23 protein-coding genes are annotated in these 25,476 nt (G+C 73.3%); 4 read left to right on the forward strand and 19 right to left on the reverse strand.

What is annotated here, in order from left to right; genetic code table 11:
- Positions 1-46 precede the first annotated feature (46 nt).
- The gene (locus ABZ490_RS47190) at positions 47-1,273 is read right to left on the reverse strand and encodes a transposase (RefSeq protein ID WP_359005397.1); all 1,227 of its coding nucleotides are present in this window, start codon (positions 1,271-1,273) and stop codon (positions 47-49) included.
- 283 nt (positions 1,274-1,556) lie between these two features.
- Here ABZ490_RS47190 and ABZ490_RS47195 point away from each other — a divergent pair, with 283 nt between their 5' ends.
- Positions 1,557-2,552 (forward strand): LLM class oxidoreductase, encoded by a 996-nt coding sequence (locus ABZ490_RS47195; RefSeq protein WP_359005400.1) that lies wholly within the window; start codon positions 1,557-1,559, stop codon positions 2,550-2,552.
- A gap of 44 nt (positions 2,553-2,596) precedes the next feature.
- Here ABZ490_RS47195 and ABZ490_RS47200 read toward each other — a convergent pair whose 3' ends face one another.
- The 15 genes from ABZ490_RS47200 to ABZ490_RS47270 form a co-directional block, all read right to left on the reverse strand.
- A complete protein-coding gene (locus tag ABZ490_RS47200; RefSeq protein WP_359005404.1) occupies positions 2,597-2,782 on the reverse strand; it encodes a hypothetical protein in 186 nt (61 codons plus the stop codon).
- Positions 2,783-2,877: 95 nt separating this feature from the next.
- The gene (locus tag ABZ490_RS47205) at positions 2,878-6,558 is read right to left on the reverse strand and encodes an AMP-binding protein (protein ID WP_359005407.1); all 3,681 of its coding nucleotides are present in this window, start codon (positions 6,556-6,558) and stop codon (positions 2,878-2,880) included.
- On the reverse strand, positions 6,555-7,490 hold the full coding sequence (locus ABZ490_RS47210) for a helix-turn-helix domain-containing protein (protein WP_359005409.1): 936 nt from the start codon (positions 7,488-7,490) through the stop codon (positions 6,555-6,557). The genes ABZ490_RS47205 and ABZ490_RS47210 overlap by 4 nt, the downstream gene beginning before the upstream one ends.
- Before the next feature lie 144 nt (positions 7,491-7,634).
- On the reverse strand, positions 7,635-8,819 hold the full coding sequence (locus ABZ490_RS47215; RefSeq protein ID WP_359005412.1) for a transposase: 1,185 nt from the start codon (positions 8,817-8,819) through the stop codon (positions 7,635-7,637).
- Complete coding sequence (locus ABZ490_RS47220; protein ID WP_359005415.1) at positions 8,816-9,931, reverse strand: 3-dehydroquinate synthase family protein; 1,116 nt, start codon at positions 9,929-9,931, stop codon at positions 8,816-8,818. The genes ABZ490_RS47215 and ABZ490_RS47220 overlap by 4 nt, the downstream gene beginning before the upstream one ends.
- Positions 9,932-9,939: 8 nt before the next feature.
- Entirely contained in the window at positions 9,940-11,124 is a 1,185-nt protein-coding gene (aroC, locus tag ABZ490_RS47225) for a chorismate synthase (RefSeq protein WP_359005418.1), read from the reverse strand.
- A gap of 96 nt (positions 11,125-11,220) precedes the next feature.
- Complete coding sequence (locus ABZ490_RS47230) at positions 11,221-12,381, reverse strand: prephenate dehydrogenase (RefSeq protein ID WP_359005528.1); 1,161 nt, start codon at positions 12,379-12,381, stop codon at positions 11,221-11,223.
- Positions 12,381-12,761 (reverse strand): chorismate mutase, encoded by a 381-nt coding sequence (aroH, locus tag ABZ490_RS47235; protein WP_359005422.1) that lies wholly within the window; start codon positions 12,759-12,761, stop codon positions 12,381-12,383. The genes ABZ490_RS47230 and aroH overlap by 1 nt, the downstream gene beginning before the upstream one ends.
- A gap of 37 nt (positions 12,762-12,798) precedes the next feature.
- Positions 12,799-14,190 (reverse strand): class II 3-deoxy-7-phosphoheptulonate synthase, encoded by a 1,392-nt coding sequence (locus tag ABZ490_RS47240; RefSeq protein WP_359005425.1) that lies wholly within the window; start codon positions 14,188-14,190, stop codon positions 12,799-12,801.
- Positions 14,191-14,275: 85 nt separating this feature from the next.
- Positions 14,276-15,088: a class II aldolase/adducin family protein gene (locus tag ABZ490_RS47245; RefSeq protein ID WP_359005428.1), complete on the reverse strand. Its 813-nt coding sequence runs from the start codon at positions 15,086-15,088 to the stop codon at positions 14,276-14,278.
- A 173-nt stretch (positions 15,089-15,261) separates the two neighbouring features.
- A complete protein-coding gene (locus tag ABZ490_RS47250; protein ID WP_359005431.1) occupies positions 15,262-16,797 on the reverse strand; it encodes an FAD/NAD(P)-binding protein in 1,536 nt (511 codons plus the stop codon).
- A gap of 47 nt (positions 16,798-16,844) precedes the next feature.
- Positions 16,845-17,387 (reverse strand): flavin reductase family protein, encoded by a 543-nt coding sequence (locus ABZ490_RS47255; RefSeq protein WP_359005434.1) that lies wholly within the window; start codon positions 17,385-17,387, stop codon positions 16,845-16,847.
- A 246-nt stretch (positions 17,388-17,633) separates the two neighbouring features.
- Positions 17,634-17,954: a LysR family transcriptional regulator gene (locus ABZ490_RS47260; RefSeq protein WP_359005437.1), complete on the reverse strand. Its 321-nt coding sequence runs from the start codon at positions 17,952-17,954 to the stop codon at positions 17,634-17,636.
- Positions 17,955-18,053: 99 nt separating this feature from the next.
- Positions 18,054-18,425 carry a hypothetical protein gene (locus ABZ490_RS47265; protein WP_359005440.1) on the reverse strand — a complete coding sequence of 124 codons (372 nt, stop codon included), beginning with the start codon at positions 18,423-18,425 and terminating at the stop codon, positions 18,054-18,056.
- On the reverse strand, positions 18,422-20,146 hold the full coding sequence (locus ABZ490_RS47270; protein ID WP_359005443.1) for a class I adenylate-forming enzyme family protein: 1,725 nt from the start codon (positions 20,144-20,146) through the stop codon (positions 18,422-18,424). Before ABZ490_RS47270 ends, ABZ490_RS47265 begins: the two co-directional genes overlap by 4 nt.
- 316 nt (positions 20,147-20,462) lie before the next feature.
- On the opposite strand from ABZ490_RS47270, the gene ABZ490_RS47275 reads away from it, so the two are divergent.
- Entirely contained in the window at positions 20,463-20,978 is a 516-nt protein-coding gene (locus tag ABZ490_RS47275) for a shikimate kinase (protein ID WP_359005446.1), read from the forward strand.
- 159 nt (positions 20,979-21,137) lie between these two features.
- Here ABZ490_RS47275 and ABZ490_RS47280 read toward each other — a convergent pair whose 3' ends face one another.
- Positions 21,138-21,812, reverse strand: coding sequence for a ScbR family autoregulator-binding transcription factor (locus ABZ490_RS47280; protein ID WP_359005448.1), 675 nt, complete (start codon positions 21,810-21,812; stop codon positions 21,138-21,140).
- A gap of 191 nt (positions 21,813-22,003) precedes the next feature.
- Here ABZ490_RS47280 and ABZ490_RS47285 point away from each other — a divergent pair, with 191 nt between their 5' ends.
- Entirely contained in the window at positions 22,004-22,969 is a 966-nt protein-coding gene (locus ABZ490_RS47285) for a ScbA/BarX family gamma-butyrolactone biosynthesis protein (RefSeq protein WP_359005531.1), read from the forward strand.
- Positions 22,970-23,105: 136 nt separating this feature from the next.
- Here the strand turns inward: ABZ490_RS47285 and ABZ490_RS47290 are convergent, their stop codons facing one another.
- Positions 23,106-23,894: an SDR family oxidoreductase gene (locus ABZ490_RS47290; protein ID WP_359005451.1), complete on the reverse strand. Its 789-nt coding sequence runs from the start codon at positions 23,892-23,894 to the stop codon at positions 23,106-23,108.
- Positions 23,895-24,078: 184 nt separating this feature from the next.
- Here ABZ490_RS47290 and ABZ490_RS47295 point away from each other — a divergent pair, with 184 nt between their 5' ends.
- Positions 24,079-25,101 (forward strand): NAD(P)-dependent oxidoreductase, encoded by a 1,023-nt coding sequence (locus ABZ490_RS47295; protein ID WP_359005454.1) that lies wholly within the window; start codon positions 24,079-24,081, stop codon positions 25,099-25,101.
- Here the strand turns inward: ABZ490_RS47295 and ABZ490_RS47300 are convergent.
- A complete protein-coding gene (locus tag ABZ490_RS47300; protein WP_359005457.1) occupies positions 25,055-25,474 on the reverse strand; it encodes a PPOX class F420-dependent oxidoreductase in 420 nt (139 codons plus the stop codon). The two genes, ABZ490_RS47295 and ABZ490_RS47300, sit on opposite strands and share 47 nt — an antisense overlap.
- Positions 25,475-25,476: the final 2 nt, after the last annotated feature.

The raw sequence follows: 25,476 nt of genomic DNA on the forward strand, positions 1-25,476 counted from the left end.
CCCCGTGGGGGCGGGGGCCGGATCCGGCCCCCGCCCACTCGGTGGATCACGCTGTCGCCCGGCTCACCTCCGTCACCGGTTCGGCCGTGCCGGAGAGGACGGCGACGGCGTGCGCCACCGAGGCGAGGGTGGCGTGGCGGTGCCAGCCGCTGAAGGAGCGGCCGGAGTAGTCGCGGATGCCGACCCGTTCGGCGATCTCGCTGAAGTCCCGGTCGACCCGCCGGGTCAGCCGGCTCAGCCGCAGCAGCTGCGCCGGATGCAGGTCGGTGATGTCGGTCAGCCACAGCTCTCCGGGCCAGCGCCCGCCGTTCTCGCCGACGCCGAGCAGCACCAGGTCACGGCCCCCGGCCGGACGCCGCGCACCGGGCCGGGGCAGTCGCACCCGGACGGCGGCGGTCAGCCCCGCGTGCACGGCCCTGCCACCCGGCTCCGGCCCGCGCTGGATGAGCGGCTGACGCAACGGCCTTACCGCCCTCATCAGTTGATGAGCCGTCATCTCGTTGTCGACGACGGTCCGCGGAAGTCCCGGGTCGACCGCGGTCACCTGCGCATGGGCGCTGACACGCAGCAGCATCGGCGCGCCCGCGCTCTGCAGCCGGCGCACCAGGCTCGGCACGTCGGACTCGCGCGCGTCCATCACGGCCGGGCGCACGGGCAGCCCCCAGTCCCGGGTGATGGCGAGATACGCCTCCACGGAGCACTGGTCCATGGTCTCGGCCGACATGTGCTCCGGGATGGACGCCTGTCGCCGCCGGGTCGCGTCCTTCAGCCAGGTCTCGGGCAGGTGCAGCCGCCAGTTGACGGGCGTGCTGTGCTCCTCGGACACCGCCCAGACCCCCACCGCCTGCTGGGCGTTGAGCATCTGCCCGCGGCTGGGGTCGAAGCGGCGTTCCACTCCGACCGAGCTGTCGCCGGCCTTGGGAATCACCATGGGCCCCAGCACATAGGCGCGGGCCGGGGAGATCTCCTCCAGGTGGTGGGCGAGGGCCCGGCGGACCGGGCTCCAGTCCCAGGTGGAGCCGCTGATGAAGTGGTGCAGGCTCTGTTCGGCAGCCTCCCCGCCGAACAGCGAGGAGATGTTCCGTATCGACTTGCGGCCCTCGACGCCGAGCAGACCCAGGACGTACTCCACCCCCCGGCGCCGCTGGTCGCTGCGCGGGAGGGACTCGAAGAGCACCTGGCCCAACTCCCCCAGCACACTCTCCTGCGACGTCTCCTGCGCCCGGCGGAACGACTCCCCCGGTGTGGTGCGCTTGTGCAGCCTGGTCTGCATTCCATCCCACCTCGCCACTCGGTCCCGGCTCTCTGTCAAGGAGCCTCGGACCAGGCGTCAAAGGAGCCGCCAAGGCAGGGAAAACGTGCAGGTCAGGGTGCGGACCGCAGGAGGAACGGGCGGCGCGGTGCGCGGACCGGTCAGGATCCGTGCGCGGCCTCGGCACCCGGCGGGCCGGGCGGTGCCCAGGATGGCGGGCGGAGATGGTGTCGGTTTGTTCGCTCACCGCGGCGGGACCGGTCACGGCCGGCCACGGTGAGCGAACTCATTTCTCGGAGGTCCCGTGTCCCGCTTCGACTCCCAGTTCGCCGAGCGGCCCGGATTCGCGCGCATGTTCCGTCCCGACGCCCTGACTCTGGGCGTGTTCTTCCCGCTGGAGTCGTACGACGGCCCGGTGGCCCGGATGGACGTCGTGGAGCAGACCGAGCGCGCCGTGCAGGCCGAACGCGCGGGCTTCGCGGCCCTGTGGGTGCGGGACATCCCGTTGCTGGACCCGGCGTTCGGCGACGCGGGGCAGATGTACGACCCCTGGGTGTGGCTGGCCCACACGGCGGCCCGCACCTCGCGCGTGGCCCTGGCCACCGGCTCCACCGTGCTGCCGCTGCGCAACCCCATCGACACGGCGAAGTCCGCCGCCTCGCTGGACCGGCTCAGCGGCCGGCGGCTGGTGCTGGGCGGGGCGACCGGGGACCGGGGCGTGGAGTTCCCGGCGTACGGCCTGGACCGCGACGACAGCGGGGAGTTGTTCCGTACCGCGGTCTCGACGCTGCGGCGCCTGTGGGCGGAGGACTTCCCCGCCGTCGACTCGCGTTACGGCGCCCTGCGCGACGCGGGTGTGCTGCCGAGGCCGGACGGCGGCGCCGTCCCGGTCCTGGTCACCGGGCACAGCCGGCAGAGCGTGCCGTGGATCGCCGAGCACGCCGACGGCTGGCTCATGTACCCGCGCCCGCTGATCCAGCAGCGCCGCACGACCGCCCTGTGGCAGAAGGCGGTGCACGAGGCGGGTCAGCCGGGGAAGCCCTTCGCCCAGTCGCTCTACCTCGACCTCGTGGAGCGCCCCGACGCCCGGCCCAGCGCCATCCATCTCGGCTACCGGACCGGCCGGCGCTATCTGCGCACCCACCTGGAGGGCCTGCGGGAGGCCGGCGTGCACCATGTCGTACTGAACCTCAAGTACGGTCGCAGGCCGGCCGCCGAGGTCCTGCAGGAGCTGGCCGAGCACGTCCTGCCGCACTTCCCCGCCCACGAGGCGGCCACGCCGGCGGCCTCGGCCGCCTGAGGCCCGGGGAGTCCGACCGTACGCACGTCAGCCGGAGGATGCCGTCAAGCGGCCTCCTCCGGCTGACGTGCGCCGCACCGGCCGCAGACGGACGCGTGCCGTTCGTGCTCCTCACCCGTACGCCGCCGTCCGGGACGCACGGCCCCGCACGGCGGTTCGAGGCTGATCTCCACTCCCGCGGGCACCATCAGCCAGCGGGCCGGTACTGTCGCGTACTCCTCTTGCCGCACGCCGCCTCCTCGGTCGGAGCCATGCCGTACCGGCGGACCCGGTCGGACCGACAGACAGCTTCGGCCCGGCCGGCCCAGCCGGGGTGAAGGCCCGGTCAACGGCCGTGGTCGGCGGCACCGCGCCCCGCCCGCCAGGGCGCCCATTCCGCCGCGGTCAGCACCCCCGACACGGAGCGGTCGCCCAGGTCGCGGTCGGCTCCGGGCAGGACGTGGAGTTTCCCGTGCTGCGGGGACGGCAGCGCCAGCCGGATCAGGTCGGGCACCCGGAACGCGAGGACGGCCGGGTCGCCCTGGTCCACCGGCACCACCACATGGTGGTCGCACAGCCGGCCCACCAACGACTGGACGGACCAGGTGTCGCCGCCCAGCAGCCGCCGGGCCAGGGGGATGTCGAAGGGGGCCGTCCCGGTCGCCGCCAGCAGCGCCAGCGCCCGGCGCAGCGAGCCGGGCAGCCGGGCTATGGCGCCGGCCGCCCGGGCCAGCACGTCGCAGGCCTCGTCGTGCAGTTCCGCCGCCAGCTGACCGTCGTCCACCAGCGCACCGGCCAGGTCGGGCAGCGTCCACATCGGGCGGGACGCGAACTTCTCGCCCACGGCGCGCAGGGTCAGCGGGAAGTTGCCCATCAGCCGGGTGACCTCGGACAGCACGCCCGGTTCGGCGACGCTGCGCTCGGCCCCCGCGACCCGTGCGAAGAAGTCGGCCGCGTCCCGGGCCGACAGCGGCCCGAGCCGCAGGGTCAGGGCGCCGGGCAGGCCGGGCAGCCGGACCCGGGAGGTCACCAGCGCGAGGCTCGCGCCGCCGGCCGGCAGCAGCGGCAGTACCTGGTCGGTGCCGGCGGCGTCGTCCAGCAGCACCAGCAGCGACCGCCCGGCGCTGAACGACCGCAGGAGACCGGCCAGTTCCTCGCTGTCCTCGGGCAGCCGGGCCGGGTCCTCGCCGCAGTCCCGCAGCAGCCCGCGCAGTACGGCGGCGGGCCGTCGCGGCCGGTCCTCGTCGTCGTGCAGCCGGACGTGCAGCACCCCGTCCGGGAACCGGCCGGCGATCCGGTGCGCCGCGTGCACGGCGAGCGCGGTCTTGCCCACCCCGGCCGGCCCCAGGACCACGACGACCCGCGGGCCCTCCCCGGCCGCCCCCTCCTCGGTGAGGGCGGTCAGCTCGGCCAGTTCAGCGGTGCGCCCGGTGAAGTCCGGGGCGTCCAGGGGCAGTCGGCCCCGGGCGGCGGGCGCGGAGGGTGCGGCGGAAGCCGTGACGGGTGCGGGTGCGAACTCCGGCACCGGCTGGGGCAACACCTCGCTCAGCACGTCCTGTTGCAGCTTCTGCAGCCGCTCGGAGGGTTCGATGCCCAGCTCGTCGACGAGCGCGCGGCGCAGCCGTGCGAACGCCTCCAGGGCCGTGGCGCGCTGCCCCGACCGGTGCGCGGCGAGCATCAGCTGCGCGGCGAACTCCTCGTTGAGCGGATGGTCACCGGTGATCTGCTGCAACTCCCCCACCAGGCCCCGGTGGCGGCCGAGGAGCAGGTCCGCGGTGATACGCAGCTCCAGTGCGCCGAGCCGGGAGTCGGCGATCTGCGCGATCTGCGCGGCGAGCAGCGGTCCGGTCTCCAGACCGGCGAAGGGCTCCCCCCGCCACAGCGCGAGCGCCTCGCGCAGCACGGCCGCCGCGGTGCGCGGATCGCCCTCTGCGAGCGCGCTGCGGGCGCGGACCACCTCGTGGTCGAACTCCCACAGGTCGAGCTCGCCGGGCTGGAGGTCGATCCGGTAGCCGCCCGGCCCGGTCCGCACCCGCTCGTAGGAGTTGACGGGGCAGCGCAGCGCCTTGCGTATCTGGTAGACGTACGTCTGCACGGTCTTGCGGGCCAGCCGCGGCGGCTCGGACTCCCACAGCTCCTCGATCAGGGCCGAGGTCGACACCAGGCGGTTGGCGTTCAGCAGCAGTACGGCCAGGGCACGCCGGGCCATCGGAGCGGTGGGGGTGCGGTCCTCTCCCTGCGCGCGGATCTCGAGGGGGCCGAGCACCCCGATCCGCAGCGCGTCGCCGTCCGTGGCGGCCCCCGCGGTGTCACTCATGACCTCTTCCCCCTTCTCCGGTCGTGCCGACCGTGCCTCGCGCGGGACGTCCGCGGCATGACGGTCGATACGATCCTGCGTTTCGTACCACTCCCGCATCCGGGATCTGCGAAGTTTCCCGATGCCGGTCCTGGGGATGTCCTCCACGTCCACCGCGACGACGTGCGCCACGTGCAGGCCGAGGCGGCCGGCGACGCGGGCCCGGACGGCCACCGCCGCGTCGTCCGGGACGGTGCCGGGGCTCGGGTGGTAGAAGACCGCGAGTTCCTCGCCGCCTTCGCCGGTGACCGGGGAGGCCACGGTGTGCGACGGGGTGACGAAGTCCAGTTCCTCCACGACGGCCTCGATCTCGTGGCTGTGCCGGCGCACCCCGTCGCACTCGACGAGGTCGTCCGCCCGCCCGGTGACCGTGAGGACACCGTCCTCGACATAGGCCAGGTCGCCGGTGCGGAACCAGCCGTCGGGGGTGAAGGAGCGGTGGGTCTGCCCGGCGTCGTCGAGGTAGCCGCGGGTGACCGAGGGGCCGGTGACCTGGAGGTGGCCGACGGTGCCGGCGGGCACCAGCCCACCGCGGTCGTCGACGCAGCGCACGGCGGTACCCGGCTGGGGGCGCCCGGCGGGCACGGGGCGCCCGTCCTCGGCGGTGAGGTCGGAGAGCCGGCAGTCGACGACACCGGCGGCCGTCTCGGACATGCCCCAGCCGGGGAACATCGCGTCGCCGGGCAGCCCGAACGGGGCGAGCAGCGCCATGAACCGCCGCACCACCGCGGCGCGTACCGGCTCCCCGCCGTTCATGACGTAGCGCAGCCGTCTCAGATCCCAGCTCCGGCCGGCCAGCCGGTGGGCCTGGCCGTTGACGAGGGAGAAGGCGAAGTTGGGCGCCCAGGTCGTGCAGGCGCGGTGCCGGTGGGCGAGGTCCAGCCAGCGCAGCGGGTCGGCGAGGACCCAGTCCGGGCGGGCGTGCACCTGGTAGGCGCCGAGGTAGACGTCGCGCACATGGAACAGCAGCAGCCCGCCGGCGTGGTCCAGCGGCATCCAGTTGACCGTGCGGGTCGCCCCGCCGAGCCCGTTGACGCGGGCGGTGGCGGCACTGCGGGCGAGGATGTTGCGGTGGCTGAGCATCACCGCCTTGGGCACTCCGGTGGAGCCCGAGGTGAGCAGCAGGGCCGCGAGGTCGTCGGGGCGGGCCGGGTGGCGGTGGTGGTCGGGGGCATCGGCGCGCAGCAGCCGCGGGTGGCCGAGCCAGGCCCTGGCCCAGCTCGGGTGGGCCCGGGTGGCGGCGAGGACGGCCTGCTCCCGCCCGGTGACGACGCGGGGACGGCCGTAACGCTGCCAGACCCCCTCCAGCAGGCCGGGCGCGGCAGCGCGGGCGGCCGGGGTGCTGCCGGTCCCGACGAGCAGCGGCACGAACCCGCCCAGCACACAGCCCCAGAAGACGGCCAGCAGCTCGCGCTCCTCGGCGATGTGCAGGACGACCTGCTCTCCCGGACTCACTCCGGCCTCCCGCAGCCCGGCGAGCATCCGGGCCGCCTCGTCCAGCAGCCGCGGATAGCTCCAGTGGGTCTCGCCGCCGTCGCCACCGACGAAGCACACACCCTGGCCCTGGGCGGCGGGGGCGAGGGCGGCCCGGATCAGCGCGTTGCCGAGCGTGCCGCACTCCGGGTGCGGGGCGGGCCCGCCGTCCAGCAGGGAGCGTCCGGTGCCGGTCATGAGGCACGCTCCCGGCGGTACTCGGTGGGGGTGGTGCCGTAGCGGTCGCGGAACTGGCGGCTGAAGTGGGACGCCCCGTACAGGCCGGCCCGTTCGCCGATCAGCGCGACCGGCAGATGGTCCAGTGCGGGGTCGGCGAGTTCGGTACGGCAGCGGGCGAGCCGTTCGTCGCGGATCCAGCGGGCTGGGCTGATCCCGTGTTCCTGGAAGATCTTCTGCAGGTAGCGCAGCGAGACATGATGCTCGCGGGCGATCGACGCCGGGCTCAGGTCGGGCTCGGCCAGCCGCTCGCGGACATGGGCCTGGATGTGCAGCATCAGCGTCTGCCGGGCGATCTGCGGGTCCTCGGCGACCTCGCGCATGCGCTCCGCGAAGAGCGCCGCGGTCAGCCCCACCACACTGCCGCCGAGCAGATCGACCGCGGTCTCGACCTGGCTGCCGTGCCGGCCGAGCCCTTCCAGCAGCGAGGACAGCAGGGCGGCCAGGCCCTCGGCCCCGGACCACGGACGGGCGGTCAGGGGTTCGGCCTCGGGGGCGGTCAGGCCCACGAGCCGGTGCGTGACCATGACGTCGACCAGCCGGAAGTTCTCCGGCATGACCACCTTGTAGGGGCGTGTGCTGTCGAAGCAGACGAGCTGCGGGGCGCGTACGGTGCCGTGCCGGCCGTCCTGGAAGACCCAGACCTCGCCGGTCATCGGCCGCACGACGCGCAGACAGCCCGCCGTCCGGGTGTCTATCTGCCGGTTCGGCCGGATCAGTTCCGCGGGGCCGCTGCCCTTGACCAGCGCCACCCGGACCCCGCCGAACTGGTGGGTCCTGGTGGTGCCGTCGAGCGGCTCGTCGTGCTCCCGGACGATCTGCACTCCGCCGCGGCCGGGGGGAGCGGACCCGGCCGCGGCGCGCACCGGCTCCAGTTCATCGAGACGTACCACCGCGTCTGCCTCCATCCGTGCGTCCTGTTCTCACCCTTCAAAGAAAACATACCTGCATGCCGGTATCGCAATGGTATTGGAGAGTTCGATGACGCACGGCCCGGGGCCGGCCCCGGCGATGGACTCGGGACGGAAGGACCCTAGCTAGGGACGTGGTGGCGAGGGGGTGGTCCTGCTGTGGGTGGGAGGCAGGAGGGTGGTGGCGTGGGCGGCCGAGGCGAGGGTGATGTGACGGTGCCAGCCTGCGTGGGAACGCCCCTCGAAGTCGTACAGCCCGACACGGCGGCCGGCACCGCTCGCGCCCCGCGCGACCTGTGCGGGGACGGCGGTCAGCCGCACCAGGGCGACCGTGTCCAGGTCGGTGAGGTCGGTGAGCCAGAAGGCGGCGTCCAGCGGGCTGACCGGGTCGCGCAGCGCCAGCAGAAGCTGACGGCGCCGGGGCCCCGGGCCGTCGGCGGCCCGGCACGGCACCTGCGCGACCTCACGCCGGCCGGTCGCGGGTCGAGGCGCGGGCACCCGGCTGAGCAGACCGCGCGGCAGGGCACCGGCCAGCTCGCGGGCGGTGCCCGGGGGCCCGGTGGCGCGACCGTCGACGCCGAGCCGGGTCAGCAACTGGGCGGCGCTGATGCGGAGCAGGTAGGAGAAGCCGTGAGCGCCGAGCCGGGCGGCGACCTGACCGGCCGGGGCGTGGCGGGCGTCCAGGAGGACCGGGGGGTGGGGCGCCGCTCCGGTGCGGGCGGTGTCCAGGAGCATCATCAGCCCGGCCGACACCCCGTCCAGCGCGACCGCGTCGGCGGGGATGCCGGCCTGCTCGCGCAGCTGCCCGTCGCCCAGCCAGCGCGGGGTGAGCTGGAGGTGCCAGTCGACCGGACAGCCGCCCCGGTCCGAGGCGGCCCACAGTCCGAAGGCCCGCTGCGCGCTGACGGTCCGTGCGGTGCGCGGGTCGGCGAAGTGGTCGACGCCCACTCCGCCGCGTCCGGCACGGGGCACCGTCGCGGTGTGCACGACCCAGGCCCGGGGCGGCAGCGAGCCGCCCATGTGCCGGGCGAGGGCGGCCCGTACCGGCCGCCAGTCCCACGTCGACGCGCTGACCAGGTGATGCAGCCGCTGAGCGTCGGCCGGATCCCCGGTGTGCGAGGCGATGTTGCGGATGGTCTTGCGCCCCGTCGCCTCCAGCAGCCCCCGGATGTACAGCTCCGCGCTGCGCCGCTGGTCGCGGCGGGCGAGAGAGCGCAGTACGTGATGCGCCAGGTCGGCGACGGGATCGGGGGTGGCGGTGGGCCGGGGACCCCACCGGGGTGGGGCGTGCGCGGCCGCGGGGACGGTCATCCCGAGATCCGGGCGTACGCCGCGTTCAGGAGGTCGGGGTCGGGGTCCTCCAGCAGGGCGGGGCGGCCGAGGGCGTCCAGGACGACGAACCGGAGGCGGGTGCCCCGGGCCGGTCCGTCGACGGCGAACGCGGCACGCAGGCGCTCCCAGGCATACCGCGGATGCGAGGTCGGCAGCCCGACAGCCGCCAGCACGGACCGGTGCCGTTGCACATCCCCGGCGTCCAGCCGCCCCGCCTCACGGGCGAGTTCAGCCGCGAACACCATGCCGACGGACACCGCGTGCCCGTGCCGGACGCGGTAGCGCTCGGTGTACTCGACGGCGTGGGCGAGCGTGTGGCCGTAGTCGAGGAACACGCGCGCGTCCCCGGCCGACGCGTCACCGGCCGCCGCGCCCCCGGCGACCACCGCGACCTGGGCCCGCAGCGCGCCCTCGATCAGTTCTCCCGCCCGCTCGCCCGTCGGGTCCGTCGCGGCGCGTGGGTCGGACTCGATCAGGTCGAGGAGGGCGGGGTCGGCGATCAGGCCCGTCTTCACGATCTCGGCGAGGGAGCCGGTGTACTCGGCGGGCGGGAGGCTACGAAGGAGGTCCAGGTCGCACACCGCGCCGACGGGCGAGTGGTGGACGCCGGCCAGGTTCTTGCCCTGGGGCACGTTCAGGGCGGACCGGCCGCCGACGCCCGCGCGGACCATGCCCGCCGGGGTGGCCGGGGCCAGCACCAGGGAGATGCCGCCCTGCCAGGTCGCCGCCAGGAAGCCGGCGAGGTCGACCGTGGCACCGCCGCCCAGCGCCACCACGGCGTCGGCGGCGGTGAAGCCGGACTCGCCGAGCTGCGACCACAGGTAGACGAGGACACCGGCGTCCTTGGCCGCCTCACCGGGCGGCACCACCAGCGGCAGCACCTGGCGGCCGGTGCGTTCGAGGTCCCCGGCGATCCGGTGGGCGGCGCCGGCCAGCTTCGGCGGGTGCACGATCGCGACGCGCAGCGCCCGGTCGCCGAGCATGCGCCCGGCCTGCTCGTGCAGTCCCCGGCCGAGAACGACGGGGTACGGTGCCGGGCCCGCCGACCTCAGGGAGACGGACGTGGGGGACGAAAAGGTCGGGAAGGTCAAGGCAGTCCTCATTCGATGGTCAGATGGTCGAGATAGGCGCGGTGGTTGCGGGCGGTCTCCGGCACGCTGTCACCGCCGAACTTCTCCAGCGCGACGTCCGCGATCACGAGGGCGGTCACGGCCTGGGCGACCACGGCGGCGGCCGGTACCGCGCACACGTCGGAACGCTGGTGGTGGGCCACGGCCGCCGCACCGGTGGCCACGTCGACGGTGGCCAGGGCCCGCGGCACGGTGGCGATCGGTTTCATCGCGGCCCGTACGCGCAGGGGTTCCCCCGTCGACATGCCGCCCTCGACGCCGCCGGAACGGCCGCTGGAGCGACGTACCCCCGCGCCGGTGGGGACGATCTCGTCGTGCGCGGCGGAACCGGGGGCGGCGGCGAGCGCGAAGCCGTCCCCGAACTCGACGCCCTTGATGGCCTGGATACCCATGAGGGCACCGGCCAGCCGGGCGTCCAGCCGCCGGTCCCAGTGCACATGCGAGCCGAGACCCGGCGGAAGGCCATGGACCAGGACCTCGACGACACCACCGAGGGTGTCCCCGGCCCGCCGCGCCCGATCGACCTCGGCGACCATGGCGGCCGACGCGACGGCGTCGTAGCAGCGTACGGGGTCGGCGTCGAGCCGCCCGGTGTCCTCGGGACCGGGCAGCGCGGGCGAGCCGGGTCGCTGTCCGCCGAGCGCCACGACATGGCTGACCAGCCGGATCCCGTACGCCTGTGCCAGGAAGGCCTCGGCGACGCTGCCCAGCGCGACCCGGGCCGCGGTCTCCCGGGCGCTGGCCCGCTCGAGAACGGGCCGGGCGTCGTCGAAGCCGTACTTCTGCATGCCGGCCAGGTCCGCGTGGCCGGGGCGGGGGCGGGTGAGTGGGTCGTTGCGGGCCTGGCCCGCCAGTACGGCGGCGGGCACCGGGTCGGCGGCCATCACGTTCTCCCACTTCGGCCACTCGCTGTTGCCGACGCGGACGGCGACCGGGCTGCCGAGGGTGCGACCGTGCCGCACCCCGCCGACGAAGTCCACCTCGTCGCGCTCGAACTTCATCCGGGCACCCCGCCCGTACCCCAGCCGTCGGCGGGCGAGCGCTTCGGCGACCTGTTCGGTGGAGGTCCGGACGCCGGCCGGCAACCCCTCGAGCACAGCGACCAGGGCCGGCCCGTGCGACTCGCCGGCGGTGAGCCATCGCAAAGCAGACAATGCAGTTCCTTCGGTCGGGGCCGTTCCTCTGGTGGGAGCCGTTCTCTCGATGGGCGCCGGTCTTTCGACGGGTGCTCCGTCATCTCGGTGACGTGCTCACGCCGCCGTGCGCACGCCCGTCCGGTCGCGGACCACCGCGGGCCGGGACGGGGTGTGGGCGGCGGGTGCCCCGAACCGCTGGACCCGCCAGCCGCAGTCCTTCAGCCGCTGGACCATGCCCGGGGCTGCGGTGGGGGCGACCATCAGCTCGACCAGGCCGCTGGGTTTGCCCGGCGAGTGGTCGATGGACATGTCCTCGATGTTGACGTCGAGTTCGGAGGCGGCGCCCAGCAGCCGCGCCAGCTCGCCCGGCTGGTCGCCGATCAGGATCCGTACCGGCACACAGCCGACGTCGGAGGCACCGTGCTTGCCCGCGATCGCCGCGCGCCCGGCGAGCCCCCGGGTGAGCAGGTCGGCCAGCAGGGTGGTGCCCTGTGCGCGCTCGTCGGCGTCGACGGCGGCCAGCCCCCGCAGCGCGGCGACGGTGACGTCGAGGTCCGCGGCGAGGTCGGCCAGCACATCGGCGACGGCCCTCGCGTTGGCCTCCAGGATGTCGCCCCACAGCCGTACGTCGCCCTCGGCGATCCGGGTCACGTCCCGCACCCCCTGCCCCGCGAGCCGTACCGCGTCGGCGGACAGGTGCTGCAGCCGGGCCGCCACCAGCGCGGCCACGACGTGCGGGGCGTGGGAGACCGCGGCGACCGCCCGGTCGTGCGCCTCGCTGTCCATGAGGACGGGAATCGCACCGCACGACGCGACCAGCTCCAGTGCCCTGTTGAGCGTCTCGCGTGTCGTGTCTGCGGACGGGCTGAGCACCCAGGTCCGCTCCTCGAACAGCGTGGCGCAGGCGGCCAGCGGCCCGGAGCGCTCCCGCCCGGCCATGGGATGGCCTCCGACGAAGGCCGAGGGGTCCGTGCCGTGCGCGGCGGCCCCCCGCTCCGGCCGGCCCTTCACGCTCGCCACGTCTGTGTAGGCGTGGGCGAGCCGGCGCGCCTGCTGCTCGGCGAGCACCGCGCCGACCCGGCGCGGCGGTACGGCGAGCACCGCGATGTCGGCCGGCCCGGGCGGGGGGCCGACCAGTCCGGCGCCGAGCGCCGCGGCGGTACGGGCCGTGGACTCGTCGGTGTCGGTCAGGTACACGGTCACACCGTGCCGCGTCAGGGCCAGCGCGATGGAGGTGCCGATCAGGCCGGTGCCCACCACCGCGGCGGTGCGGATCACGCCGGGTCCTGTACGGCCGTGGCGAGGTCCCGGCGCAGTGCGGCGGCGCCCCCGAGGTAGACGTGCTGGATCTCGGGCTTGGGCCGCTCGGTGTCGGCGTGCGCGAGGATCCTGACCACCCGGGGCAGCGCCCCTTCGATGTCGAGTTCCTGCGCGCACATCAACGGCACGTCGGCCAGGCCCAGTTCACGCACGGCGACGGCTGGGAAGTCGCTGTGCAGGTCGGGCGTGGCGGTGAAGATGACGCTCACCAGGTCGTCGTGGACGAGTCCGTTGGCGTCGAGCATCTGCTGGAACAGGGTCTTCACGCTGTGGCGCAGATGGGTCCGGTCGTCGCGCTCCAGCTGGACCGCGCCGCGCACTGCTCGCATCGTCATGGCACCCTCCTCGTTCGGTGGTACGGATCGTGACGGCTCAGGCCACGGAGGCGATCCGGGGGCCGGGCTGGTGGACGGATGTGGTGCGCTCGCGGTAGAGCTCGGCGACCTGGAAGGCGAGGTCGAGGGACTGATAGCGGTTGAGGCGGGGGTCGCAGGCTGTGCGGTAGCGCTGGTGCAGGTCGCTGACGGCCACGTGGTCACCGCCGCCGACGCACTCCGTGACGTCCTCGCCGGTCAGCTCGATGTGGATGCCGCCGGGGTGGGTGGCCAGGGCACGGTGTACCTCGAAGAAGCCGCGGACCTCGTCCAGGACGTCGTCGAAGCGGCGGGTCTTGTGCCCGCTGGGCGCCTCGAAGGTGTTGCCGTGCATGGGGTCGCACAACCAGACGACCTGGGCGCCGGAGGCGGTGACCTTCTCGACGAGACCGGGCAGCACGTCCCGCACCTTGTCGTGGCCCATGCGGGTGATGAAGGTCAGCCGTCCCGGTTCGCGCGCCGGGTCGAGCCGGTCGATGAGGGCCAGCGCCTCGTCGGCGCTGACGCCGGGGCCGAGCTTGACGCCGATCGGGTTGCGCACCCGGGCCGCGAACTCGACGTGCGCGCCGTCGAGCCGGCGGGTCCGCTCGCCGATCCAGATCATGTGCGCGGACACGTCGTACGGCAGCGCGGTGCGCGAGTCCGTGCGGGTGAACGCCGCCTCGTAGTCGAGCAGCAGCGCCTCGTGGCTGGAGTAGAACTCGGCGGAGTGGAACTCGCCGGGGTCCGCTCCGCAGGCGGCGAGGAAGGTCAGCGCGTCGTCGATGGCCCCGGCGAGATCCTCGTACCGCTCGCCGATCGGTGAGCTGGCGACGAAGTCCCGGTTCCACTCGTGGACCTGGCGCAGGTCGGCGTAGCCGCCGGTGATGAAGGCGCGGATCAGGTTCAGGGTGGCGGCGGAGGCGTGGTACATCCGCTTCAGCCGCTCGGGGTCGGGCCGGCGGGACTCGGGGGTGAACTCCAGGCCGTTGACCGAGTCTCCCCGGTAGACGGGCAGTTCGACGCCGCCGCGCACCTCGGTGGGCTTGGAGCGGGGCTTGGAGTACTGGCCGGCGATACGGCCGATCTTCACCACCGGCACCGAGGTGGCGTAGGTGAGGACCGCGGCCATCTGCAGCAGAGTCTTGATCTTGTCGCGGACCTTCTCGGCGGTGACCTCGCGGAAGGTCTCCGCGCAGTCGCCGCCCTGCAGGACGAACGCCTCGCCGCGGGTGACCTGGGCGAGCCGGCTGCGCAGTTGGTCGCACTCGCCGGCGAAGACGAGCGGCGGATAGTCGGACAGCTCTGCGACGACCGCGCGCAGGGCTTCGGGATCGGGCCAGTCGGGCTGTTGCGCGGCCGGCAGCCGGCGCCAGGAATCCGGGGACATCACGGTGTGCTCAGCGTGCATACGGGTGAGGCCTCGATCTCGTACGGAGGGAAGGACCGGCCGGACCGGACCGCGGGCGTGCGGGGTCGGGAGTGGGGGACACGCCCTACTCCTCGAGCAGGTCGGGCTGCTCGGCGGTGATCTCGTCCCACAGCAGCTGGAAACTGAACCAGCCCAGCTGCTCGTCGCCGAAGCCCTCACGGGCGGCCAGGGCCTGTTCGTGCGTGAAGGTCTGCGGGGTGCCCGCGGCCAGGGCGAGCAGCTGTACCTGGGCGCAGCTGTCGTAGGTGAGGAACCAGTGCACGGCCTCGTCCAGGGAGCCGCCGACCGTGATCAGGCCGTGGTGGCGCAGCAGGATGGCCTGGTTGTCGCCGAGCCGCTCGGCGATGTCGCGGCCCTGGCCGAGGGAGACCGAGGGGCCCTCGTAGTCGCCGTAGAGCACCTGGCGTCCGTAGAACGCGGCGGACTCCTGGTCGATGGGCTCCAGGAGCCGGCCGAGGGCACCCAGCGCCCGGGAGTGCGGGGTGTGGGCGTGGGCGGCGGCCGTGGCGCCGGGGTGCAGTTCGTGGATCTGCGAGTGGATGACGAAGGCGCTGGGGTTGACCGGGTGGTGGCCGCTGACGACGCGTCCGGTGGAGTCGACGCAGATCAGGTCGGCGACGCGGACCCGGTTGAAGGAGACGCCGAAGGGATTGACCCAGAAGCGGTCCTCGTGCTCGGGGTCGCGTACGGATATGTGGCCGGATATGCCTTCGCCGAAACCGTACTTGCCGAACAGTCTCAGGGCGGCGGCCAGCCGCTGCTTGCGGTGCCTGCGGGTCTCGTCGTGCGTGGCGAAGTGCGGCTCCCCGGGGATGGGCAGCCCGGTGGCGGTGTCGGCGAGGTGGGCGGGACGGGGCTCGGTGGCGGTGACGCTCATGCGCGATGGTTCCTTCCTGGGTGGGCGAAAGGGGGCGCGGGGCGGTAGTCGATGCGCTGTGCGGTATCGATGTGCTGTGCGGTATCGATGTGCGGTTCCGCCACGCGGGCGCGACCGGCCACGACGGCGCCGCGGACGATCGATGCCCCGTCGCGGTGCTGTCGGCGCGGCCGTCAGGCGGCGACGGGGGTGCTCTCGCGGAGCGCCGCGTTCACCGTCGCCGCGTGTTCGAGGATCGCGGCCACGATGTCCTGACTGCGGTCGACGAGGGACGGGATCCCGAAGGTGAAGAACAGAGCGCCCGCGGCGATGTTGCCCAGGCCGTACAGCCGCGGGTCGGGCCGGCCGTTGCTGGTGAGCCGGCTGGTGGCGCGGGCCAGCTGGAGTCCGCCGTGCGGGTGGCGGCTGACCGCGCGGGCCCGGATCAGCGAGGTGACCAGGGACAGCGCGCTGGTGGGGATGCGCCCCTCGGAGGCGTTGACGGCGCTGATCACCCGGTCGGCGCACAGCTCGGTGCCGTCGGCGGCGACGACGTCGAAGCCGCCCTCGTCGGCGGGGGTGATGTCGAGCACGCCGGAGAACATCTCCAGCTGCCCCGTCTCGACCAGGTCGAGCAGGACGGCTGCGCTGCTCGGCGGCATCGGGCAGCACAGGCTCATGATGGTGCGGTAGTGGGCGCGCAGGATCTGGATCTTGTCCTTCTCGCGCAGCAGCGGCCAGACGTCGGGGCCGGTCTCCGGCACGGCGCGCTGCAGGATGCGCAGACCCATCTGCGGCGAGTCGACCTCGTCGATCTGGCGGCGCAGCCGGTCGACCGGGTCCTCCAGGTCGACGCGGAGGATCTCCTGGACGACGGCGTCGAGGTCGGCCCCGGCGTCGCGGAACTCGGCGCGCAGGACCGCCGCGATGTCCTCGATGGCGAGCTCGCGCCGCCCCCGGGCAGTGGTGTGAACGCGCTCCGGTGTCAGATGGCGCAGCTCGAAGTGGACGGGCCGCTGCCGTACTCCGGGCAGCACACCGCGGCGCGAGAGCAGGCTGATCGGGCCCTGGTGGCCGCGCGCGGCCAGCGACAGCACGATGTCGACGGCGGTCAGGCCGCTGCCGATGACGGCGACGTGCTCGTTCTCGCCGATGTCCGCGAGCGTGCCGGAGACCGGATAGGGGTCGCCGACGAAGCCGGGCGTGCCGGCGAGGCCGTAGACGTCCTTGGGGCTGTCGCCGCCGACGGAGAGCACGACGTAGTCGAAGGCCCGGGACTGCCCGCCGGTGCTCAGCCGCACCTGGTTGGGCAGGCGGGAGGCGGAGGTGACGGCCTCGCCGATGATGTCGACGCGCCAGCCGCCCCGCCGCAGTTCGCCGAGGGCCGCGTATGCGGACTCCTCCAGGTACTCGCCGTAGACCGGGCGGGGGGCGAACCGGGCCCCGGAGAGCCGGTCGACGCCCTGCGAGACTCCGGTGACGCGGTCGCGGGCCTGCAGCCAGCGCTCGAAGTGGCCGAGGTCCCCCGCGCGCACCGACATGTCGTCGGGGGTGGCGTTCACCCGCAGCGTGTCGGTGTCGACCTGGTAGGCCCGGCCGCGCCACAGATGGGGCGACGGCTCGAACAGGGTGAGGGTGCCCGGGTCGCCCCCGCTGCGGGCCAACGCGTCGATCAGGCAGACGGCAGCCGCGCCGCCGCCGACGACGCCGATCGATATTCCAGAGGGCATGAGTCAGTCACCTATCGGTATGCGGACGGCTGGTGGGCGGAGTGCTCTCATGACTGCGGGGGCTCGAAGCGGTGGAAGCCGCCCTGCAGGAAGATGAGCGGGGAGCGGGTGCCGCGGACGCCGAGCCCGACGACCTCGCCGATCACCATGACGTGGTCGCCGGCCACCATGTGGTCGCGGTAGCGGCACTCCATCCAGCCGGCGGCGTCGAAGAGCAACGTGCCGGTGTGGACGCCGAGTTCGCTGGGCCGGGTGTGCACGAGACGATCGCGCTCGGCGCGTGGGCGGGCGAAGAGCCGGGCGAGGTCCTCCGATTCGCCGTCGAGGATGGAGATGCCCCAGACCCGGGCCTCCATCAGGTCGGTGAGGAAGCCGGAGTCGCTGCGGAAGCCGAGCGACACCAGCGGCGGCTCGAGCGACACGGAGGTGAGGGAGTTGACGGTGACCGCGCTGTGCCGACGGCTGTCCTGTTCCTGTCGGTGCGTACTGACCACGCAGACCCCGGTGGCGAAGTGGCGCATGACGGCGCGCAGGTCGCTCGGGGCGTCGACGGCACCCGTCGGCTGGTCCGCTGCTGGGGCCTGACCCATGGTTGGTCCTCTCCGGGTGTAGAGCGGGAACGAACGCGGATGTCCCAAAGCGACCGGACGGGATCCGCTGTCAGCGACTGTAGGAACGGGGCCGATTCCCCGCTTGCCGTCCCGCGCACGGGCTCTTGCGGAATAACGCGCCCCGGTTACGCCCCCGTGCGGGCCCCCGGCCCTCGCTTCCGTACACGTGTGACGGCCGGGCCCCGAAGGGACCGGCCGTCACGGGTGCTCGGCGAGAGGCGGCACTCAGAGCAGGGTGCGCGAGGCCGCCGGACGCACCCGGCGGTCGTGGGGGCGTTGCGCCCGTACGGCGACCCGCCCGACCTCGCGACGGGCCGCCTCGGCGATCTCGATGATCCGTTCGGCGTGCGGCAGCAGCAGCTCCCCCGCTTCGGTCAGCGCCAGTCGGCGCCGGCTGCGGTCGAACAGCTCAGCGCCGAAGGCCTCTTCGAGGTTCTTGATCTGTGCGGTCACGGTCGACTGGGCGTAGTGGAGGTTCCTGGCGGCGCGCGTGAAACTCAACTCCGCCGCCACCTCACGGAAGGCCCGCAACTGCTGGAACTGCACAACACGACCCCTTTCTACGACTCGCTCTCCCCGAGATGCAATAACATACCAGCCTGCCTGTATATTTTCGCCTACGCGGAAGCCACCCCGTTGAGCCGATCAGTCGGACATCACGGCGGGCGACATCAGGTCCCGGGCGATCTGCGGCAGCACGGCATCCAGCAGCTCCCCCTCGCGCACGGCCCCTTCGACGGTGCGCGGCATCTCGTCGACGGCCACGGCATGGGCGTACAGATCGGGCAGATTGCGCTGGCAGGCCGCGAGCACGGCACGCCGCCCGGCCATCTCCTGCTCCGCGGCGAGCGGGACGAACGCCACCACGACCGCGCCGCCCAGCTCGGGAAGTTCGGTGAGGACGAGGGCGCACTCCCGCACACAGGCCAGTTCCAGCAGCTCCGCCTCAAGGGCGAAGAAGTCACTGTCGAGGTCGCTGTCGGTCATCCCGCTGTCGGTCCTTCCGGCGCCGGTCATGCGGAGATCTCCTGTCGTGCGCTCTGCTCCAGCTGGAGGTTGAGGGAGATGATCGGCAGGACCGCCTCCAGCAACTCCGCCGTACGGATCCGGCCGGTGGGGCTGTACGGGATGTGGTCGACGGCGATCACATGCGCCGGAATGGACGGCACACGACGGGCGCAGGCGGTCCGCAACGCCCTGTAACCCGTGGCCTCGCGCCCTACTGCGACGGCGATGAACGGCACGACCAGGGCGACGCCGAGCGCGGGCAGATCGACCCGGACCACGGCGGTGTCGCGCAGGCAGGGCAGATTGAGCAGGTCCGCCTCCAGCCGGAACAGCGCGGCGTCGACGGCGCGGTCGCGAACCGGCCGGGTCACCCCCGAACGGCGACCGACCAGCGTGAGCCGGCCCCGCTCGTCCAGGACGCCCAGGTCGTCGGTGACGAAGAAGCGCTGCTCACCCGTACCTGCGTCGAGGGTGACGAAGGCGTCCTCGCCGTCGAGGTAGCCGTCCATCACATGGTGTCCGGCGACGGCGACACGGCCGGGGCGTCCGGCGGGCAGCACGGCTCCGCTGCCGTCCAGCACGGCGACCGTGGTGCCGAGCACCGCCCGCCCGGTGCGCGCCCGGGTGACCTGCGCCTCCTCCGGGGTGAGGATCATGCTCAGTCCGGCCTCGGGCGTGCCGTACGCGAGGTGCAGCACGGGGCCCAGCCGCTCCCAGGCCGCGTTGACCGTCCAGCGGCCCAGGTGCCGTCCAGGCGTGATCACGCACCGCAGCCGCCCGCTGTGCGCCAGCATGGCGGCGGCGGGGTGGGCCAGCAGCCGGCCCAGCACATCCGGGGCGATCACCGCGGTCGTGGCGCCTTCGCCGGCGGCGAGCACGGCAACCGTCTCCGGGTCCTGGGTGTCGTCCAGCACCACGGTGGCACCGACCGCGAGCAGCGTGTGCGCCATCTGCAGTGACAGCGACTGCCACAGCGGCGCGGCCACCAGATGGACGTCCCCGGGTTCGAACCCGAACTCGTCGACCAGGTCGACGAGCCCACGCCCCTCGGCCGCCATCCGCCGTACCGCGATCCGCGGCCCCCGCGCGCCGGGCACGAGCCGGAGGGACTCTCCATGCAGGGGTTCGGGGAGCCGCCGCGAGGGTCCGGTGCGCATCAGGCGGTGGCAGGACACGGGTGCGTCGGGCCGGGGGGCGTTCGGCGGCCGGGAGTCCGGCGCGGTCGACACCTCGGCAGGCGGGGCGAGCGGCGGCTCGGGGCGCGTCCCCGCATCCCGCGCCCGCCCTTCGGACACCGCCGCGTCCGCGGCCGGCTCCCCGAGGTCGCCCTCGGCCGGCCCGTCCAGTGCGATCTCCAGCGCCCGGGACCTGGCCGGCCACGTACGCTCGGCCAGCAGCGGCCGGTACTCCGCTGTGACGAACACCGCGCACGGGTCGAGCAGGCCGAGAACGGCTTCGAGCCGGCTGGGGTCTTCCTGCGGGTCGAGTCCCGTGCAGGGGATGCCGAGGGTCGCGCACGCGGCCAGGGCGACCGCGAGCTCCCAGCGGGGGCCGGACAGGAACACCGCGCGAGCCGGACGGGTTTCGGGCAGCCGGGCCGAGAGCCCGGCCGCGAACCGGTCGACCGCGTCGGCGAATGCCGCCCAGGACAGGCGCGTCGGTCCGTCGACGAGGGCGATCGCGTCCGGGCGGGCGGCCGCGTGCCGGCGGATGTCATCGAGCTTGATCATGTGGCTTCTCCGTGGTCGGTGAGCCCGGGCCCCGACGTCTGGCCGGAACCCGACCAGGGTAAACAAACCCGCATGCGGGTTTGCAAGGCGTATTGGAAAGTGCGATGACAGGGGCCCTTATGTCAGGTCGCGCCCCTCGACCCGCCCACCGGCCCGCACGATCGAGGACCGCCGCCCGGCCCCGCCCGACGCGCCGTGCCACCACCCGGACCCGAGCATCCCGACCCGACGCACCCGACCCACGCGAGGAGGCCCCATGCCCGCCGACCGGCCCCGCCCACCCATCGCCCGACACCACCACCGTCAGGGAGCCCTCATGAGGCCGGTCGCCGTTCTGATCGGCCTGCCGGGGGCCGGCAAGTCCACGGTGGGGCGGCTGATGGCAGAGCTGCTGCGGGTCGGGTTCCGCGACACCGACGAGGACATCGCGCGCACCGCCGGACAGTCGATCGCGGAGATCTTCGCGGCGCACGGCGAGCCCCGCTTCCGCGAGCTGGAGAGAGCAGCCGTACGCACCGCGCTCGCCGAGCACGACGGCGTACTCGCGCTGGGCGGCGGCGCCGTCCTCGACTCGGGCACCCGCGAACTGCTGGCGGGCGGACCGGTCGTCCATGTCGACGCCGAGGCCCACGAGGTGCTGGGCCGCGGCGACGGCCTCACGGGCCGTCCGCTGCTCACCGGCGACACCGCCACCCGGCTGCGCGAACTGGCGGCACGGCGCGCCCCGTTGTACCGCGAGGTCGCCGGGGCGACCGTACCGACCCTGGGCCGCACCGCCGCACAGGTCACACAAGCGGCCCTGCGAGCCCTGGCCCTCACCCCGGTCCGCTGACCACCCGCCACCCGGAAGGGCGCCAAGGGCGGGTACGCCGGGTACCCATCCCTTCGCCGCCCGCCCGTACGCCGGGTCCCCCGCCCCGACGCACACACCCATGACGCTCCCGAGGAACCGCCGCCCCGCCGGGCGGCCCCCCGCCCCCGGCGGCCTCCGTCATCCGGCCGCCCGCTCCCGCGCCACCTCTTCCGCCTTCTCCATCATCCGTTTGCCGCGGCCCACCTCGATGTCCAACTGGTCGTAGGTCTCCGGCGTCGCGATCGAGCGGGCCAGTTGCCGGTAGAGCACGGCGGCCCGTTCCTCCACGTCGGCGCGGTCGCTCATCACCTCGGACATCAGCTGCACTCCACTGAACGCGCCGACGAACATCTGTGCGCAGTCGTGGATATCGATGTCGGGCAGCAACTCGCCCTGCTCCCGAGCCTCGGACAGGATCGCCACGTGCGCGTCGATCCAGGCCTGGTACGGCACCCGGCGGTCGATCTCGTGCACCTGGTCCACCGCCAGCCTGATGCTGCCCTGCAGCATCCGGTCGAAGGTCAGCCGGTGCGCCACGAGCAGCCCCAGGTCGAGCACGTCCTGGAGCTTGACCCTGCGCTCGGCGGGCGGCACCTCCAGATAGCCCATCTGACTGCCGACCTGCTCGTCCAGCACGGCCTGCGCGAGTTCCACCTTGGAGGCGAAGTGGAAGTAGAAGGCCCCCTTCGTCACCCCGCACCGGCGGTACACATCCAAAATCGTGGCTCCCGCGTAACCGTGTTCCGCGAAAACCTCTCCTGCTGCATCCAGGATCACTTGCCTGGTCCTGACCGCACGATCCTGTCGCGCCACGCGGCCTCCTCACTTTCTCGGACCGCCCGGGGGGACGGCTCCCGCTGCGTGCTCCGGCGGGCTCGCCTTCTCAATCCATTGAAAAACAAACCCGCATGCCTGTACCTTACCGACCGCGGGGGGAAACAGCCATACCCCCACTCGGCATGCACCTTCACCGACGAAGGAAGAAGGCAATGACCTTGAGTGATATGGCTTCAAGCGTCCGGGACATCCAGCAGAGCACGCTTCGCACCGCATTCCCGGAGCTCACAGCGGCAGAACCGTTAAACCCGCCGGCCCTGCCGGTGGATCGGACGCTCGTACACAGGGCACACCTGGACGACGTGATCCCCACACAACTCACACGCCGTGACGACACACACTTCACGATTTCCACACGCTGGCCCTCGGCTCACCGGCTCTTCGCGGCGGACGGCCGCTACACGGCCTCGCTCGTCCTGGAGTCGATCCGGCAGACCACCCTGCTCGTCTCGCACGCGGAACTGGGGGTCCCGCTGCGGCACCACTTCGTGATGTGGGAACTGTGCCACCGACTGGACGCGGCGCTGCTGACGCGCGCGACGGTCCCCACGGGGGTCACCCTGGACGTGCACGTCATCGCGCTGCGGAGACGGGGTGCAGTGCCCTCCAATGTCGACATGGACATGACCATAAAGGTGGGGGACCGCCCGGTCGGCTCCGGCTCCATCCGGTTCAACATCACCTCGCCCGCCGCCTACGCGCGCATACGCGGGGCCATGACCACCTCCGACGCTCCGGAAGTCGCGGCCGCGCTGCCCGAGCCGGTGGACCCGCCGACGGTCCGTCGCACCCGGGCCGACGTGGTCCTCGCCCCCGCCGACCGGCCCGGCCGCTGGCAGCTGCGGGCCGACCCGGCCAACGACCTCTTCTTCGACCGGGTCAACGACCACATCCCGGCGATGGTCCTGGTCGAGGCGGCCCAGCAGGCCGCGAACCTCCTCGTCCCGTCGAGCGGGTTCACCCCGTCCTCGTCCGAGATGAAGTTCTCCCGGTACGTCGAGTTCGGCGTCCCGACCTGGATCGAGGCCCACACCTTCACCGCCGAGGACGGCACCACCTCGGTCAGCGTCACCGGCCACCAGCACGAGCAGCTCGCCTTCGTGATCCGGTTCGCCGGGTCAGCCGGCAGATAGTGCCGCCTGCCGCGCACGGTACGGCGAACTCCCCGGCGGCCCGGGCCCACCGGGGAGTCGGCGTACCGGTGACCGCCGGCGGCGCAATCGTCTCCTTCAGGATCCGGTCGACGTCACGAGCCGTTCCGAGGCCCGGTCAGCGGATCGTCCGGCCGGAGTCCGCGTGCACAGTGACACCGGCGACGGCGGCGGCCCGGTCGCTCAGCAGCCAGGCCGCCGTCTCGGCGATCTCCATCGGGTCCGCGGTCCGCGGCGACGACGAAGCCGCGCCGCGCAGCAGGTCCTCGGCGCCACGCAGCAACTCGTTGGCGCCACCGCCCTGCTGGAGCCAGTCGTCGAGCATCTCACCGCGCATCGAGCCGGGGACGATCGCGTTGATACGGATGTCACGCGAGGCGTACTCGGCCGCCGCCGCCGTGGTCAGCCCGAGCACGGCGTGGTCGGCGGCCCTGGCGACCGCCGGCGCGGGGGCGGCGGCCGGTTGCCCGGGGCTGGCGGCGTTCACGATGGCGCCGCCGTGCGGCAGCATCGCGCGGATCTGGTGCCGCATGCAGTTCCACACCCCGCGCACATTGGCGTCCATGACCAGGTCGTAGAGCTCGTCCGCCATCACATGCAGGGCGGTGTGCACGGCCGCGGGGCCGTTGATGTTGAAGGCGACATCCAGTCGCCCGAAGGCGGCGAGCGTACGGTCCACCGCGTCGGCCACCTCGCCGCTGTGCGCGACGTCGGCCGTCAGGTACTCGGCCGCGTACCCCTCCTCCTGCAATTCGCGGGTGAGTGCGTCCAGTCTGTCCCCCTGGCGGCCGACCAGCATGACCGTCGCGCCCTCGCGACAGAACAGGCGTGCGGCCGCCGTTCCGATGCCGGTCCCCGCCCCACTGATAAAGGCGCACTTGCCTGCAAGAAGGCTTTGTTGCGTCATGAATTCAAGCTATCGGAAGGCTGCATTCCATCAGCGTCATGGACCATCACTCGGTCTGTTCCCTCCCTGGTAATCCGCGTTCTCATCGGAATTTCACCGCCGAACGCTCTTTCTTCGATCGGGCCACCGACTTGACGGACGTGGCCGAAAAAGTATGCCCGCTGCTCCCCACAAGGATGACCACATGAGACCGAGCCGCATTCTGATCACCGGTGCCACCGGTTTCATCGGCGCCAGGGTGACCGGGCTGCTCGCGTCCGGCACGGCCGGCGGCCCCCGTCCGGCCCGGCCGGCGCTGCGGCTGCTCGTCCACCGCTCCCGGCCTGGGCTGCCCGGCGCCGACCCGGTGGAGGTCCGCCGCGGCAGCCTGAGCGACCCGGCGTCCCTGCACGGCCTGTGCGACGGCGTCGACACGGTGCTGCACCTGGCCTCGCGGATCGGCGGCAGCCTCGAGCAGTGCCGCGCGGTCAACGACACCGGCACCGCGGCGCTGCTCGCCGAGGCCGAACGCAGCGGCACCGTACAGCGGTTGATCCAGCTCGGCACCACGGCGGTGTACCGCGACGGCGCCCATCGGGGCGCGGCGGAAGAGGAGTTGCCGCTCGGCCCAAGCTCCCCGACCAGCATCACCCGCCTCGCCGGCGAGGAACGGGTGCTGGCGGCGGGCGGGCTGGTCCTGCGCCCACATCTGGTCTACGGCCGTGACGACCTGTGGGTGGTGCCGGCCCTGGCGCGATTCATGACGGAGCTGCCGCACTGGGTGGACGGCGGCCGGGCCCGTATGTCGGTGATCGGCGTCCGTGACCTGGCCCGCGTGATCACCGCCCTCGCCCTGCGCCCGAGCCTCCCGCGCGGCGAGGTACTGACCGCCGCCCGCTCCGAACCGGTCACCGGGAAGGAACTGTTCACCGCCGCCGCCCGGGCCGTCGGTCTGCCGCTCCCGGCCGGCGAGGTGTCGTACGCGCAGGCCCTTGCCTGGCCCGGCACGGAACAGGACCCCGGCTGGCAGCGGCGTCTGTCGCTGCTGACGGTGGATCACTGGTACGACAGCTCCCGGCTGTGGCGGCTGCTGGACACCGAGCCCGGCACCAGCTTCGCCGACGACTTCGCCGCGGACGCCGACTGGTACCGCTCCCGTCTCGCCGGGCGGTACGGCGGGATCAGTGGCCCCACACATACTGTCTCCGGGGCGCGATCCGCAGGATGACACGGGGTGAGCCGATGTCCTCGGGCGGGTAGGGGCGTCCGGTGTACTTCAGGGCGAGTTCGTCGATGTGGTCGCGGGCCGCGGCGCCCGTCGTCCCGCCCACCACCCCGCCGCGGACCTCCACGTACCGGTAGGGGTTGTCCCGCTGCCAGATCATGAGCGTGGCCCGCGGGTCGCGGCGCAGGTTGCGCACCTTCTGCCGCCCCACCTCGCTGTTGACGAGGAGGTGGTCGCCGTCGGCGGCCACCCACACGATCTGCGTCTGCGGGATGCCGTCCGGCATCAGCGTGGTGAGCGCCGCGAAGTTGGGCCCGTCCGCCAGCGCGCGTACCTCCTCGCGCAATACGGCGGTTTCGGCCTTCTCGGTGGTCAACG

It is taken from the genome of Streptomyces sp. NPDC005811 (genome assembly GCF_040630405.1).
GTDB lineage: Bacteria > Actinomycetota > Actinomycetes > Streptomycetales > Streptomycetaceae > Streptomyces.